The sequence below is a fragment of the Methanofollis fontis genome, from assembly GCF_004297185.1.
Taxonomy (GTDB): domain Archaea; phylum Halobacteriota; class Methanomicrobia; order Methanomicrobiales; family Methanofollaceae; genus Methanofollis; species Methanofollis fontis.
In genome coordinates this window covers 22,942-36,764 of the sequence record NZ_PGCL01000005.1, presented here as the reverse complement: position 1 = coordinate 36,764, position 13,823 = coordinate 22,942, and the positions used below count along the sequence as shown (strand labels likewise).

At 64.5% G+C, this 13,823-nt stretch carries 12 protein-coding genes; 2 read left to right on the top strand and 10 right to left on the bottom strand.

Annotated features, from left to right (window positions below; all coding sequences use genetic code 11):
* Nucleotides 1–14: 14 nt before the first annotated feature.
* Entirely contained in the window at nucleotides 15–1,379 is a 1,365-nt protein-coding gene (locus CUJ86_RS10480; RefSeq protein WP_130647531.1) for a P-loop domain-containing protein, read from the bottom strand.
* A 79-nt stretch (nucleotides 1,380–1,458) separates the two neighbouring features.
* Between CUJ86_RS10480 and CUJ86_RS10475 the strand changes: the two genes are divergently transcribed.
* On the top strand, nucleotides 1,459–2,232 hold the full coding sequence (locus tag CUJ86_RS10475; RefSeq protein ID WP_130647530.1) for an MBL fold metallo-hydrolase: 774 nt from the start codon (nucleotides 1,459–1,461) through the stop codon (nucleotides 2,230–2,232).
* 1 nt (nucleotide 2,233) lies between these two features.
* Entirely contained in the window at nucleotides 2,234–3,871 is a 1,638-nt protein-coding gene (locus CUJ86_RS10470; protein WP_130647529.1) for an ATP-dependent DNA ligase, read from the top strand.
* Here CUJ86_RS10470 and CUJ86_RS10465 read toward each other — a convergent pair.
* The 9 genes from CUJ86_RS10465 to CUJ86_RS12215 all read right to left on the bottom strand — a co-directional run bounded on the left by CUJ86_RS10465 (nucleotide 3,858) and on the right by CUJ86_RS12215 (nucleotide 12,992).
* The gene (locus CUJ86_RS10465; RefSeq protein WP_130647528.1) at nucleotides 3,858–4,646 is read right to left on the bottom strand and encodes a hypothetical protein; all 789 of its coding nucleotides are present in this window, start codon (nucleotides 4,644–4,646) and stop codon (nucleotides 3,858–3,860) included. The genes CUJ86_RS10470 and CUJ86_RS10465 overlap by 14 nt on opposite strands.
* A 52-nt stretch (nucleotides 4,647–4,698) precedes the next feature.
* Nucleotides 4,699–5,844, bottom strand: a complete 1,146-nt coding sequence (locus tag CUJ86_RS10460) for a hypothetical protein (RefSeq protein ID WP_165394878.1) — start codon at nucleotides 5,842–5,844, stop codon at nucleotides 4,699–4,701.
* A gap of 7 nt (nucleotides 5,845–5,851) precedes the next feature.
* Nucleotides 5,852–6,880 carry a DUF2117 domain-containing protein gene (locus tag CUJ86_RS10455; protein WP_130647526.1) on the bottom strand — a complete coding sequence of 343 codons (1,029 nt, stop codon included), beginning with the start codon at nucleotides 6,878–6,880 and terminating at the stop codon, nucleotides 5,852–5,854.
* Nucleotides 6,881–6,925: 45 nt separating this feature from the next.
* Nucleotides 6,926–7,744: a hypothetical protein gene (locus tag CUJ86_RS10450; RefSeq protein ID WP_130647525.1), complete on the bottom strand. Its 819-nt coding sequence runs from the start codon at nucleotides 7,742–7,744 to the stop codon at nucleotides 6,926–6,928.
* Nucleotides 7,745–7,809: 65 nt separating this feature from the next.
* The gene (locus CUJ86_RS10445; RefSeq protein ID WP_130647524.1) at nucleotides 7,810–9,618 is read right to left on the bottom strand and encodes a YgiQ family radical SAM protein; all 1,809 of its coding nucleotides are present in this window, start codon (nucleotides 9,616–9,618) and stop codon (nucleotides 7,810–7,812) included.
* Between the two features lie 37 nt (nucleotides 9,619–9,655).
* Nucleotides 9,656–10,165, bottom strand: a complete 510-nt coding sequence (locus tag CUJ86_RS10440) for a hypothetical protein (RefSeq protein WP_130647523.1) — start codon at nucleotides 10,163–10,165, stop codon at nucleotides 9,656–9,658.
* Between the two features lie 147 nt (nucleotides 10,166–10,312).
* A complete protein-coding gene (locus CUJ86_RS10435) occupies nucleotides 10,313–11,068 on the bottom strand; it encodes an energy-coupling factor transporter transmembrane component T family protein (RefSeq protein ID WP_130647522.1) in 756 nt (251 codons plus the stop codon).
* Nucleotides 11,017–12,432 (bottom strand): ABC transporter ATP-binding protein, encoded by a 1,416-nt coding sequence (locus CUJ86_RS10430; RefSeq protein ID WP_235855661.1) that lies wholly within the window; start codon nucleotides 12,430–12,432, stop codon nucleotides 11,017–11,019. The genes CUJ86_RS10435 and CUJ86_RS10430 overlap by 52 nt, the downstream gene beginning before the upstream one ends.
* Entirely contained in the window at nucleotides 12,429–12,992 is a 564-nt protein-coding gene (locus CUJ86_RS12215) for a hypothetical protein (protein ID WP_235855660.1), read from the bottom strand. Before CUJ86_RS12215 ends, CUJ86_RS10430 begins: the two co-directional genes overlap by 4 nt.
* Nucleotides 12,993–13,823 lie beyond the last annotated feature (831 nt).

Here is a 13,823-nt window from a genome sequence, read left to right as displayed (position 1 = left end):
TGCACCGCGCAGAATCAAACGTCCCCGATCAGGCGGAGGCACCGGTTCAGGTGGTCCCTGTACATTCCCCTGAAGAGGGCGGGGCTGATGGCGTCCGCCCGGTGCCCCCGCAGGACCAGGATCCGGTCGGACTGGGCAATGAGGGGATCCAGGGACGAGGCGGCGAGCACCAGGGTGGTATTGCCGAGGATATGGCGCTGTCCGCTCAGGATCTCGGAGAGGGGGGTGACGTCCTCCTCCTGCAGGGTGCTGTGGACCAGCAGGTTTGCCGCCGCCCGGTCCTCGTCGATGAGCAGGAGCGGCGCCTCCTCCCGCACCGCCCGTCCGACCTGCATCGCCATCGTCATCGACCCGCTCCCCTGTCCGAAGGCGGAGGTCGGCGTCCCTGTCATGCCGGGGGGAAGGGATGAGAAGAACATGCTCACGTCGGCGCCATGGAGGTGCTGCCCTCCCGCCTCGGCCGTCCTGGCGCCCGGGACGGTGACGAGGAGTTCGCGGCCGTCGCCCGGTGCGTGGTCGTCCTCTCCGGCCAGGATCGCCTGAAGAAGGGTGGTCTTTCCGGCCGCATTCGATCCCGCCACAGCGAGCGCCTCCCCCCGCCGGATCGAAAGCCCGCTCACCATTCTCCCGCTCGCCGGCAGTTCCAGGCAGATAGGATTGAGGGCGTCCGGGCAGGTGAAGGGGATGTGGACTCCGTCTTTCGGGCCGGCGATCCGGCTATGCTGGCGGAACCGGGTGTAGGCGCGGGCGGGACGCGTCCCGTCGCCGATAAAGGCCACAAGGCCGAGTTTGTGGAGGCGTTCCCTGAGCATCGTCTGGTCGAGGAGATGGGTGACCGCCGACCTGAGGCGGCGCTCCGGCACCCTGAACCCCGCATCGGCGATCCCCCCGGCGATATCGGTCACCTGTTCGGCGAGACGGCGTATCGCGGCATTATCCGGGGTTCCCGGCCACGGAACGGCCCCCCGGACGGTGCAGTGGAGGCCGTCGGTCCCGATGTAATTGTCGGTGTCCGCCTTCCAGAGGTCGGCGCCTGCCGCCGATCTCAGGTGCATCACCGTCACCGGTTCGATCCCGGCACCATAACGGCCCGGGTGGAGGGTGTCGAGCCCGCCAAGCGGCCTGAGGCGGGGATCTCCGGGTGCTGCCCGTTTCACCGCCTCGATCACCGCCCATGCGGCGCCGTCGGCCCCGCGGGGATCGATATCCTCCGGGAGGGGGAAGGGGAGGTGGAGGGGGAAGCAGAACTGGAGGGCATCGCCGTCGGCCGATCGGACGGCATAGCAATTCACACCGGGACGAAGCCTTCTTCTGTCGATCTGCACGCCGCTATCGCCCGCCACACGGACCGCCGCCTCCATCCACCCGTCCGCTGCCATTGAAGGGATCGTCGGATCTTCTCAGATGAATCTCTGTCGATCGCCATCGATATAGTGGTCAAGAACAGATAGATGGAGGATGAAGGTTACCGTCCTCGCCAGCGGGAGCAAGGGAAACTGTGTGTATGTGGAGGGGGAGAGCGGTGCACTCCTCATCGATGCCGGTCTCTCGGCACGGGAGATCAGGAACCGTCTTGCCGGGGCCGGCGGAGACGAGAACCTGGTGAAGGGCATTGTGGTGACCCACGAGCATATCGATCATATCAGGGGCGTGGACGTCCTCTCGCGCCGCCTTGGACTGCCGGTGGCCGGAACGGCGGGAACGCTGGATGCATTCTGCAGGACCAGAAAATCGGACAAACCGGTCGAACTGATTCGTGCCTCCTGCGGCGAGGCGTTCTCCTTCGGTGGTCTCTCTGTCGTGCCCTTCCAGACGGCGCACGATGCTGCCGACCCGGTCGGTTATGTCATCGAGGAGGACGGCGTCCGCATCGGCTGCTGTCTGGACACCGGCATCATCACCCCCAGGATCGAGGAGGCCCTCCGGAGGTGCGATGCGGTGGTGCTCGAGAGCAACCACTGCCCGCAGATGCTCGAGGAAGGGCCGTACCCGGAGTTTCTCAAGAAGCGGATCCGCTCCAAGCACGGACATCTCTCCAATGCTGCCGCCGCCACATGCCTGCGCGATATCGGCGGCGACCTCTCGGCGGTGATGCTCGCCCACCTCTCCGAGGTGAACAACACCCCTGAAAAAGCGCTTGTGTCGGCAGAAGACGCTCTTGCCCACCTTATCGATGGCATCGAGGTCGTCGTCGGGTGCCAGCACGAGGTGTCGGCCACCGTGAGGGTCTGAAATGGATTTTGCGGAGTTTTCCCGGATCTGCGAGCACCTTGAGGGTCTCAGCGGCCGACTGGAGATGATCGCGGAGATCGCCTCCGTAATGCCCTCTCTCTCCGACGACGAACTCCCGGTGTTCGTTCGTTTTGTGATGGGGCGGGTGTTCCCGGACTGGAGCCCCCTCAAGCTCGGCATCGGGCCGAACCTCCTGTATGACGCCGTCGCCTATGTGGTCGGCAAAAAACGGGAGGAGGTGGTCCGCTCCGTCAGCGGGAACGGTGACGTGGGCCGCGCCGTGGAGATGCTGCTGGCCTCGAAGTCGCAGACCTCCTTCTTCTCAGAGTCCCTGGACCTGACCGGCGTCTACGGGGACTGCCGCCGCATCGCCGAGACCGAGGGGAGTAAATCGCAACGGGAAAAACTTCGGATCGTCCGGGGACTCTTCAGCAACGCCGGTCCGCTGGAGGGGCGCTACCTCGCCCGTCTCCTCCTCGAAGAACTCAGGATCGGTGTCGGCGAGGGCAATGTGCGTGACGCCGTGGCGCAGGCCTTTTCCGTGGACGCCTCCCTGGTCGCCCATGCTCACCAGGCCCTCAACGACCTGGGTGAGGTGGCCCTGCTGGCGCGCCGTGGCGAGGACGCCCTGCGTGACGTCCGCATCGAACCCTTCCGCCCGGTGAAGATGATGCTCGCCCAGCAGGGGACGATCGCCGAGATGGTGACCGATCACGGTGCGGTGGCCGTCGAGTACAAGTACGACGGCACGCGCTTCCAGTTTCACCGGGTCGGGGATGAGTGCCGGGTCTACTCGCGGCGGCTGGAGGACGTGACCGCCGCCGTCCCGGACGTCATCGAGGCTCTCTCTGGTGCGGTCGCGGGTGACGTGATCCTGGACGGCGAGGTGATCGCCATCAAGGACGGTCGTCCCCGCCCCTTCCAGTTTGTGCTCAGGCGGTTCCGGCGAAAGCATGAGGTCGAGGAGGCGATCGGCAGGGTGGAGCTCGTCCCGAACGTCTTCGATATCCTCTACCTGGACGGCGAAACGCTTATCGACCGCCCGTTCTCCGAGCGCCGCCGTATCCTTGAGGAGACGCTCGCCTCGTCCGTGGCCCCGCAGTGGGTGAGCGACGATTCGAGCGTGCTGGAGGGGATCTATGCCGATGCCCTCACCGCCGGGCATGAGGGTGTGATGGTCAAGGCGCTCGATTCTGCCTATACGCCGGGAGTGCGGGGCAGGAACTGGATCAAGGTCAAACCTGCCGTGGACACCCTTGACCTCGCCGTCATCGGGGCAGAGTGGGGGGAGGGACGGCGGGCCCATATCTTCGGGTCATTCCTGCTCGCCTGTCAGCGCGAGGGCGAACTCCTCCCGGTCGGGAAGGTGGCGACCGGTTTTTCCGACGAGCAACTTGCCGCCATCCATGAAACCCTCAGGGATCTGGTGATCGCGGAGAAAGGAAAGGAGATCGTGCTCGAACCGACAATCGTCTTCGAGGTCGGGTATGCCGAGATCCAGCAGAGCCCGAATTATTCCAGCGGTTTTGCCCTGCGCTTCCCGCGGTTTGTGCGGATGCGCCAGGACAAGAGTGTGGACGAGGTGGAGACGGTGGAGGGGATGCAGGGTCGCTATGATCGCCAGTTCAGGTCCGTATGACCCGGTAGACCTGTCTGCCGGTGTCGCCGTCCACATAGGCATAGTACTCTGAACCGAACCCCTCCACATTGGTGAAGGTGACCTCGCCGTTGAAGTCGGTGTATTTTGTATGGAAACGGACTCCGTTTCTGTGTTTGAGGACCACCTTCACGTCTGCTGCCGGTTCTGAATTCAGTTTGTCCTCCACCCTGTAGGAGAGGACCGGGTTGAGGGGTTCGTCAGGGCGGTCGGCGGCGTCCTTGACGATGGCGCCACTCCTGGTCGGCATCGCCACCTCTGAGATCTTGCCATAATCGCTGTAGCGCACGAGCAGGACCGATCCGAGGAGGAAGAACAGGGTCCCGAGTGCTCCGAAGAGCAGGATGCCGCCGGTGCCGTCGAGGTGCAGCGCCGGGACGATCCCTGGTATGGTGTCGCTCAGGATATAGGAGAAGAGGTCGACGGTCCAGGCGAAGAGCGTGACCCCGGCAAACCGTGCGACCAGTACCATGGCGATGAAGACCAGGCAGAGACTCCCGATTGCGATGCTCAGGATGCCGAAGAACATGGCGGCGATCCGGGCGACCGGCGAGCGCCCGCGGTTTGGTTGACCCCGTCTAACCACATGATAGAGCACGACCACAAAGACGTTGAAATAGATGACCCCGCCGATGAAGAGGGCGAAGACATCGGTTGTCGTGAATGCGGTGGTGACAGCTCCGGCGGTGCCGTTCGCTGCCGCTGCCGCCGGTGCGATGAGAGAGAGGATGAGGAGAGCGACCCCCGGATAACGCATGATCATCAATCTGGCTCTAAAAATTATATTTGTATCTTTTTTATTCTCATGACTAAAAATCAAACAGCGTTTTTTGCGATCGCATCTCCGGTATGAGTCTGCTGTGCGCCCTCCACGATGGCGATCTGATGGCGGTGTCCACCCGCGTCATCGCCTCCTCCAGCGTTGCGCAGTACACCGGGCGGGACGACATCGCCGCGCGCGTGGCCTCCCTGATCACCCAGGAACCAAGCGGCGCCCAGTATTCGCTCCCTGCATGGCGGACGACGACGGCGCGACCCGAACGCCCCGTCCGCCCGAGATATTCGAGTACTGCCAGGCGTGCTGCATAGTAGGCGCCTGCAATGGGAGAGTAGCCGCGTTTTTTCATCCGCTCACCGTCAGTGACGATGGACTCCTCCTCTCCGGCCCAGAGCGACCGCCGTCCCCAGATCTCGATCATCTCAAACCGCCAGTCGCCCGGGACCAGGATCACCGCAATGGTGTTGCCGTGGAGGGTGGCGCTGAAGACCTCGATCCGGGTGAGGGGTGAGAGGCGGGCGATCTCTTGTTTCAGACCGGTTCCCACGGTGTCGTCCACCGCCGTTATCGCCCAGCGGGTTGGCACAATCCGCCGTTTTTTCCCCAGGAGCCCGACGCTCATCAATCGTGAGATCTGGTATACGTCCACCCCATCGCTGCCCAGGGAGAGGCAGGCCTCGGCGGCGGGCAGGTCGGTGTCCGAGGTGATCCGGTCCACGACGCGGCTGACACGTGCATTGTCGATGACGTCCAGGCGGACGATCGTGCCCGAAAGCCCGACCGGCGTGACCGTGCCGTCGAAGCGCAGGTCGAATGAAACCGGGCGATCGAATCCGGCCTCCACATCCAGGGGTGCCGACGAGAGGGCGATCTCCTGCATCTGCCCGGATATCGCCGCCGGCTGTGCCGATCCCCGGATCGTCTGCGCCCTGATCCCGACGATATCCTCGATGGAAAGGCCTCGCGCCACCCATTCGGGCGGGCTGTCGGCATCGGCACTCATCAATGGGCCGGCGGAGACGGCCGGATAACCGTACGAACCCACAAATACCGATGGGGCGGAGCCCATATACTCCCGGCCGCGTGCCGCCGCCCGCACCTGTGCATGGAACCGGCTTGTGATCGGGCACTGCGGAAGACCGCAGAAGAGTCGTCCCTTGCATTCGGCGCATCTCATTATCGGATCACCTCAGGTCAAGGGCGATCCGGGCGCCCTTCCCGGCGGTCCGCACCGCCCCCGCCACCCACGCCGACCACTCCGTATCCCCGTCCGGGATCGTCTCCCCGATGATGAGCCCGAGTTCGTCGTCCCGTCCTTCAATCGCCTCCAGCACCACGGAACCCGGTGGGAACACCCCGCTGACCACACCGTCGGCGTCGCCGTCCGTGATCCCGAGCACCGGGATCCCGAGATGGCTGGCGATATGCCCGGCAACGGCAGTGGTGTCGTCGCCGACGGCGAGAAGACCGCAGGTGCCGGGAGTGACCAGGTCATAGAAGCGGTGGGCGCAGTGGTCCAGGAGCACGATCCTGCCGCTTTTCGGTTCTCTCTGTGCTCGTTGCGGCTCATGCGTCCTGATCCCGCCGCTCTTGCACCATGCGGCGGCGAGGTCGACGGGGCCGCAACGGTGGAGCTTCTCCAGCCCGTGGGGTTTGACCTCCACCCCGCTCACCGCCTCCACCTCGCCATCCCGCGTGCGGAGGACCACCGCCTCCGCCCGCGCCGTTCCGATCACGATCCCGTTCACAAAGAGCGGTTCGCCGGGGATGCATCCGCGGATCCGCCGCTCTCCCCCCTCCTGCCGGGGGTGCGGGGCATCCCGCCGGAAACAGCGGTAACCGAGGGCGCGCGCGATTGAAAGTCCCCTCTCTTCGTCCCCGTTCCAGCAGTACACGGTGTCTGAGGAGCATTCCACATGTATCAGGGGCCGATCGCTCCGTCCGGCCACGATCTCGCCGAAGACTTCCCCGGAGACCGGGGTCTTGCCGCGGTTGAGGAGGAGGGCGGGGGCGCTGAGGCGGGCGAAGACGATGCTCGGTGGAACCCCGCAGAATTCGCAGGCGATACCTGACTCCTCTGCAGCCGTCCGTGCCATGATGCCGGCGACAAGCACCCGGCACGGCCCGATCGCCTCCTGCAGACGGCGGATGTCACCGCGGTCGAAGGGCTCGGGGCCGTGGACCACCATGACGGGGGCATCACCCGGTTTCATCGGATCCATTCTGTGCTGAATGCAGAAAAAGCGTGGCGATGGGGATCACGACCGCCGGAAATATCGTCCCTCGCCGGTGACGAGTCTGCCCGCCACCGTCTGCCATCCGCCGTCCGCCGGCACCTCAGCCGTGATCAGGTCGGTGTAGGAGTTGGATGACCAGCCAAGCAGCCACCACTCATTGGAGCCGCTGAGGGTGATCGTCACCCTGACCACGGTCCCTGCCGGAGCGTCGCAATGGAGAAACAGGGGGGTGGTATAGAGATACTCCCTCTCGCTGACGGTGGTGAGGTTGTGCTTCGGGGCGAGCACCGGTTCGGCGCCGAGGGGGTGGCGGGTGTCGATCGGTCCGGGCTCCCGCTCTGCCGTGTAGGTCTCCGTGCCCGCCTCCACCGTCGCCCCCATCCGGAAGGGGAGGAGCACCGGGGTGTCGTCCGAGTACTCGGGGGAATAGGTGATCGTCACCCCTTCTTCTGGCTCATCGCCCGGCGTGACGGCGACCGGCCGCGGGGCATACCGCGGGAGCACCTCCGCGGCGGTGACGACCAGCACCGGCGTTCCGTCCACCTCTGTCACCGCAAGGCTCCAGTTCTCCGGCACCCCGTATCCATCGCCTCCGACCAGCATCTCCCCTATTGCGGAGGTGCCGTTCTCCACCGGGAGGGGGAGGATCAGGCTGAGGTTCTGGAGGGGGGCGGGTGTGGTGAGGGTGATCTCGTAGCGGTAGGTGCCGGTGATCTCGGTCTCTCCCTCCGTTGGCGATGCCGCATGGTAGAAGAGGGCGGCACCGATAATTCCGAGCAGCACCAGCACCAGAAGGGCTCCTCCGGCTACCCAGAGGAGGACCCGTAGCCATCGCTTCATCTGCACTTCCCGGGACGGTATTCTGCCCGGGATCTATACATCGGTTTCCATGGGGGGCGAAGCGATCAGCGCCGTCTCTCTCCGGTGCTCCGCCGCCCCTCAGGAATGAGGCACCGCCATCCCTGACCGATGAGGTCCCGCCTGCCTGCGGCCCGCAACCCCTCCTCGACGAGTTTCCTGTTCTTCGGGTCGCGGTAATGGAGGAGCGAGCGCTGGACCTGTTTCTCCCTCCCCTTCGGGACATGGACGGTTTCGCCTGTGAGGGGATCGATGCCGGTGGCGTACATGGTGGTGGAGCGGGTCATCGGCGTGGGTGTGAAGTCCTGCACCTGCTCGGTGTAGAGACGCGTGTCCCTGATGTACTCGGCCAGCAGGACGGCGTCCTGAATGGTGCAGCCCGGGTGTCCGGACATGAAGTAGGGGAGGATATACTGTCGTTTTGTGCCGGTTTTTCTCAACCGGGCGAAACGCTCCCTGAAACGGTCGAAGACCTCCTGCCCCGGTTTGTTCATGAGGCGGGTCACGGCGGGTGCCACATGTTCGGGGGCGACCTTGAGGTGTCCGGAGATATGGTGGCGGCAGACCTCCTCCAGATAGTCTCCATCGTCTGCGAGCGCCAGGTCATAGCGGATGCCTGATGCGATGAAGACCCGTTTGATGCCGGGGAGCGCCCTGAGCTGGCGCAGCAGGGCGACCTGGCGGGCATGCGAGGTCCGGAGCGCCGGGCAATCCGGGCCGCACCGGCGGTCGGGGCAGGCCCCCGCCGTTTCCCACCGCGGGCAGACCAGGCCGTACATGTTGGCGGTCGGGCCGCCGACATCCTGGATCACGCCGGAGAACCCCTGCATCTGCGCCATCCGGCGCGCTTCGGCCAGGATCGATTCCTCGGTCCGGCTCTGGATGATCCGCCCCTGGTGGTGGGTGAGGGCGCAGAAGGAGCACGAACCGAAACAGCCCCTGTGGGTGGTGATCGAGAAGTGGACTGGTTCGAGGGCAGGAATGGGCTCCCGGTAGGAGAGGTGCGCAGCCCTGGCATAGGGGAGGTCGTAGATCCGGTCGAGTTCCGGGGGCGAGAGCGGGAGCGCCGGCGGTTCCTGGATGATCACAGTCTTTGGGTGCGGCTGAACGACGGTCCGCCCCCTGATGGGATCCTGTTCACGGTCCAGGAGGGCAAAGGCCCGGGCATACGCGGCCGGATCGTCCCGCACCTCCGGAAATCCGGGGATGACGACATCACCCTCCCGGTCCCCCGCCCGCCATTCTGCGGGGGGAATGCCGTGGGCGGTGCCCCGGATCCCCTGAAGACTCTCTCCGGCAGCGCACCGTTCTGCGATCTCCCGGATCTGCCGTTCGCCCATGCCGTAGATGAGAACGTCTGCGGGGGCGTCGGCCAGTATGGAGCCCCGGATGTTATCCGACCAGTAGTCATAGTGGGCGAAGCGCCGGAGACTTGCCTCGATCCCGCCGAGGACGATCGGAACACCGGGGAAGTGCGAGCGCACCAGGTTTGCATAGACGATCGTCGCCCTGTCTGGCCGTTTCAGTTTCCCTCCCGGGGAATAGGCATCCGTGCTCCTCCGTTTTCTGTTCGGGGTGAATGCGTTGACCATCGAGTCGACGGCACCGGCCGAGATGGCGAAGAAGAGTCGGGGGCGCCCGAGGCGGAGGATGTCGTCGGGGCGTTTCCAGTCGGGCTGGGCAATGATCCCGACGGTATAGCCGGCGTCCCAGAGCACGCGCCCGATGACGGCAGTGCCGAAGGAGGGGTGGTCCACATAGGCGTCTCCTGATATCAGGATGACGTCGAACTCCTCGATGCCGAGGCGGTGCGCCTCTTCGGGTGTCATCGGGAGGAAGGGTGGCTGCGGGATCATCCCTCCCATATCCACCCTGCTGCGGGAAATACCTGTGTTATGCGGCCGGGACAAATGCCATGACGGTGCCGCTGCTGCCGCCATGTATGGTCAGCACACCGGCGGTCGGTTCCAGATAGAGCATATACTCGCCATCATCCAGGGAGAGGTGATAGGCCCGCTGTGTTCCGATACGGATCCGGGGTTCGAAGGTCCAGTCCCCCTGCCGCACCTGGGGCGCGCCTTCTGTCAGCTCCTCCTCTGTCGTCATCACGGCGGTGCCGTTCTCGAAGAGCACCAGACACACCATGACCGTGCTATTATAGTGCCAGGTCCCGGCCACCTGGTCGGCAGGCGGAAGGGGGGTGTTCTGTGCCGGTGTGTTCGTGGGTGCCGGAGCGGCGGTGGTCGCCGGTGTCGGCACTATGGCGGGCCCCGTGGTCGGCACAGGATCGAGTGTCTGCAGTGCGGGCTCCTCCCCGCCGATCCCGCCGACGAACAGCGTCACTGAGAAGATCAATGCAACGGCCAGACCGGTGATGATCGCGAGTGCCGTCTCCCCGTTCATGGATGGATCTTCATCCGCTCTCCTCATAGAGTTTGTGTTTGCTCCGGTTTTTTTCATTGGCCTGCGATGGCAATGGATGCTCTGCCGGGATGCACCGGGGGCCAGTGGTTGATAGAACGAAAAAAGGTCGGCGAATGGTTCAACGGTTCACGCCAGGAAGGCGAGGACAAGAAAGCATGCAAGAAGCCCGCTCACCCCGGCGGCCAGGAGGAGGTCAGGGCGCCCGAACGTCCCGGTGCCGGTGGTGGAGAGGCGGTGCCTGAGCCCCCGGAGATCGATGGTCAGACCGATCACCTCGGCCTTGCCCAGGGCGTTTGCAATCAGGGGCACGAGCACCGGGACGGTGCCGCGGACCCTGCCGCCGATCCCGGTCCCCGGCGCAAAACCCCTGGCTGCCTGTGCCTCCTGGATTTTTCTCCCCTCGATCTGGAGGTGCGGTATGAACCGCAGGGCGACCAGGGCCATCAGTGCGTAGTCGGCCGGAAAACCCAGGCGCCTGAGGGCGGAGACGAGGGCGGTGGGCAGGGTGGTCGCCACCAGGATCTGGAAGGCGAAGATCATCGCACAGAAGCGGAGGGCGAGGGCGAGTCCGAAGGAGAGTGCGCCCGCCGTCACGGTGATCGGGCCGTTCAGGACCACCGCCCCGCTCTGGAGGGTGAGGACGGTGATCAGCACCAGGAAACCGCCCAGGAAGGTGAGCAGGGGCACCTGCCGCGCCAGGTCGCGTCCCACCCCGCCGATTGCACCGAGGAAGGCGATTGCGATGGTCATCACGGCAAGGAAGAGGGGATCGGCAGTGAGGACGGCCAGGACGACGACCGCCGTCACCCCGCCGATCTTGGTGAGCGGGTTCATGCGGTGGAGGATGCCGGTGCCGTTCCTGTACTGGAAGATCTCCTGCATATCTCACCTCCCCGCATTTCGTCCCCGACGATCTCCCCGCTATCCATGGTGATGATCCGGTCGGCATACCGACGGGCGAGGGCGTGGTCATGGGTGACCATGATCACCGTCCGCCCCTCCCCCTGCAGCATGCGGAGGCGGTCCATGACAAGCCCTGCCTCGGCGGGAGAGAGCCCGGTGGTGGGTTCGTCCAGGACGATCACCTCGGGGGCCATCGCCAGCACACAGGCGATGGCCAGGCGCTGCCGCTCCCCCCGGGAGAGATGGCGGGGATAGGCCTTTTTTCGCCCGAGCAGGTCCACGGCGGCAAGAGCAGAGATCACGGCCTCCTCCGGATCGTTCACTCCTGCGTTGCGAGCACCGAAGGCGATCTCCCTCTCTGCGGTCTCCTCGAAGAGCATCGTGTCCGGGTTCTGGAAGACCAGCCCCACCCGGCGGGCGAGGGCGTGGACCGGATGGGCGGCGGCGTCCATGCCGCAGACCTCGACGGTTCCTGTTTCCGGTTTCAGGAGTCCGTTGAGGTGGCGGATCAGGGTCGTCTTGCCAGACCCGTTCTCGCCGGTGATCGCCACGCACTCCCCCCGCCCGATGTCAAGGTCGAGGGGCCTGACGGCAAATCCTCTCTCATAGCGGCGTGAGAGCCCCCGGATCCGCACCACCGGTTCTCCTGCAGGAGGCGCCGGTGGGACGTTGTGATGCACCTCAGGCGCCCCCGTCCTGTTTTCGGTCTGCACCCCGGCGTCGATATGGATTGTGCGGTCGGCGATGGCGGTAAAAGGGCCGGGGGTGTTCTCGACCAGGAGGATCGCCTTCCCCTCCCCTTTCAGGGTGTTCAGGATGGCGGCGACCCGTGCAGCGCCGGCAGGATCGAGTTCGGCGGCCGGTTCGTCCAGGATCAGGACCGGACGATCTCCGGCCACCGCCGCCGCCAGCACGGTCCGCTGTTTCTCCCCGCCCGAGAGGGTGTGGGGCGCCTGCTCCCGCAGGTGGGCGATCCCGAACCGCTCCATGATCTCGTCCGCCTCGATCCCGTCCGCGGCGGCCGACCGGATCTCCTCGCCGACGGTGGAGAAGATCAGCTGGGCGTCGGCATCATCGAAGACCATCCCGATCGATGCGGCGATCTCCTCGATGCCGGTATAATCGGCGGCCTCTCGCCCGGCGATCCGGATAGACCCCCGGATCTTGCCGCCGTATTCGTGGGTGAGGATGCCTGCCGCCGCCCGGCAGAGCGTTGTCTTGCCCGCACCCGTGGGTCCGGTGACGAGCGCGAGTTCGCCGGGTCTGATCTCCAGATCGATCCTCCTGAGGGCCGGTGTCTCCGACCCCCCATAGGTGTAGGCGAGGGTGTTGATCCGGATCATTCCTGGTTCCCCGCGGCCATGCTCCGGGCCACCGGTGCCCCTGTGCCCCTGGAGAGCGCCCGATGTGCGGGCATGTAGAGGATCTGGGCGATGACGGCGTTCACGACGGCGGTGCCGATGACGATCGGGACGGTGGCGGCGGCGAAGGCCCCGATGGAGGCGTACTTCGTCAGGATGACCGGTGCGATCCCGATGATAGCGACGAGAATGAACGTCGTCCCGGATGCGGCGGTGGCCACGAAGGTGGTGAGTCCGGGTGCGGCGGCGATCCGTCCTCTGAGGGCCAGATAGGTGCCGATACAGACGAGAGCGCCGATGGGTTCGCTGATCAGGTTTGCGGGCGGGAAGACCGAGTGACTGATCAGGGCGCAGATGATCCCGGCGACCACGCCGATGCCCAGGGCCTCGCCGAGGGTCGGGACGATGAGGATGATCGCAAGGCAGTAGAAGGCGATCACCAGGTTCGAGACGATCGGGCCCGGGATCACCAGGGAGAGATAGCGCACGATGGCGCCTGATGCGAGCAGGATTCCTGCAATGGCAATGTGCTGTGACTTCATGGTATCGTTTGTATATGGTATTCAACAGGCGGTGCAGATGGAGGCGTGCGATGGTCGCCAACGGCGATGCCAGCGGCGGTGGTATCCTCTGTCCTGCACCCCGACCCGAGGGGGCAAATGTCCTACAGCAAACATCGTTGTATATTGTTGTGCATTTTGGTATTAAAATGCTTGTGCTCTGCTCCACCTATCTGCAGAGAACAGGTCCGGATCTTCACCCGGATGGCATGAACATACAAAAAAGGGGGTATGGATTCGGTCCAGGACCGGTTCGATCCCGCTTATGCGGGTCGTCGGGAAGAAACGATGAGTTACCGCCGCCTGCGTCGCCTGTCCCTGAAGTCGTCGGGTTCATCCCCGTAAAACCGGTCCTCTTTCGACCGTCTTCGTCCACTGTCCGAGTCCCATGTATTCGTCTGGTTTCTGATCGCTTTTGTCCCAGATCTGGACATGAATGTGAGGTGATATGTTCAGATTTATAAATCTGATCTTTGGGTGCTATGCGCTTTATATCTGAATCGTGTGGGGGAAAGGCGAGGGATATGGTGGGCCGAACCCGCTGCCTGCCCTGTCTGTCATAACGATCTCTTGTGCCTCCAATGGTTTCTGGCGTCTCCGGGGTTAAGCAACGGTTAAATACTCGTTTTTTCACCAATTTCGTCCAGATTCCGGCCTTTATGGATGCCCTCTGGTGGGTTGTGCCGGGAGGGGATGGATGATTCATCGCCGGTGATCCAGACCTTCTGATCGGGGCGATAGGATTGCTGAATAATGGTCGATATGCGAATCAGGACCCCTATTTTGCATCTTTTGACAGGGGACCTTTCGCCC

Excerpts from the sequence above, each read along its gene's own strand:
- CUJ86_RS10480 (WP_130647531.1), bottom strand. The coding sequence starts at position 1,379 with ATGGCAGCGGACGGGTGGATGGAGGCGGCGGTCCGTGTGGCGGGCGAT.
- CUJ86_RS10475 (WP_130647530.1), top strand. The coding sequence starts at position 1,459 with ATGAAGGTTACCGTCCTCGCCAGCGGGAGCAAGGGAAACTGTGTGTAT.
- CUJ86_RS10470 (WP_130647529.1), top strand. The coding sequence starts at position 2,234 with ATGGATTTTGCGGAGTTTTCCCGGATCTGCGAGCACCTTGAGGGTCTC.
- CUJ86_RS10465 (WP_130647528.1), bottom strand. The coding sequence starts at position 4,646 with ATGCGTTATCCGGGGGTCGCTCTCCTCATCCTCTCTCTCATCGCACCG.
- CUJ86_RS10460 (WP_165394878.1), bottom strand. The coding sequence starts at position 5,844 with ATGAGATGCGCCGAATGCAAGGGACGACTCTTCTGCGGTCTTCCGCAG.
- CUJ86_RS10455 (WP_130647526.1), bottom strand. The coding sequence starts at position 6,880 with ATGAAACCGGGTGATGCCCCCGTCATGGTGGTCCACGGCCCCGAGCCC.
- CUJ86_RS10450 (WP_130647525.1), bottom strand. The coding sequence starts at position 7,744 with ATGAAGCGATGGCTACGGGTCCTCCTCTGGGTAGCCGGAGGAGCCCTT.
- CUJ86_RS10445 (WP_130647524.1), bottom strand. The coding sequence starts at position 9,618 with ATGATCCCGCAGCCACCCTTCCTCCCGATGACACCCGAAGAGGCGCAC.
- CUJ86_RS10440 (WP_130647523.1), bottom strand. The coding sequence starts at position 10,165 with ATGAACGGGGAGACGGCACTCGCGATCATCACCGGTCTGGCCGTTGCA.
- CUJ86_RS10435 (WP_130647522.1), bottom strand. The coding sequence starts at position 11,068 with ATGCAGGAGATCTTCCAGTACAGGAACGGCACCGGCATCCTCCACCGC.
- CUJ86_RS10430 (WP_235855661.1), bottom strand. The coding sequence starts at position 12,432 with ATGATCCGGATCAACACCCTCGCCTACACCTATGGGGGGTCGGAGACA.
- CUJ86_RS12215 (WP_235855660.1), bottom strand. The coding sequence starts at position 12,992 with ATGAAGTCACAGCACATTGCCATTGCAGGAATCCTGCTCGCATCAGGC.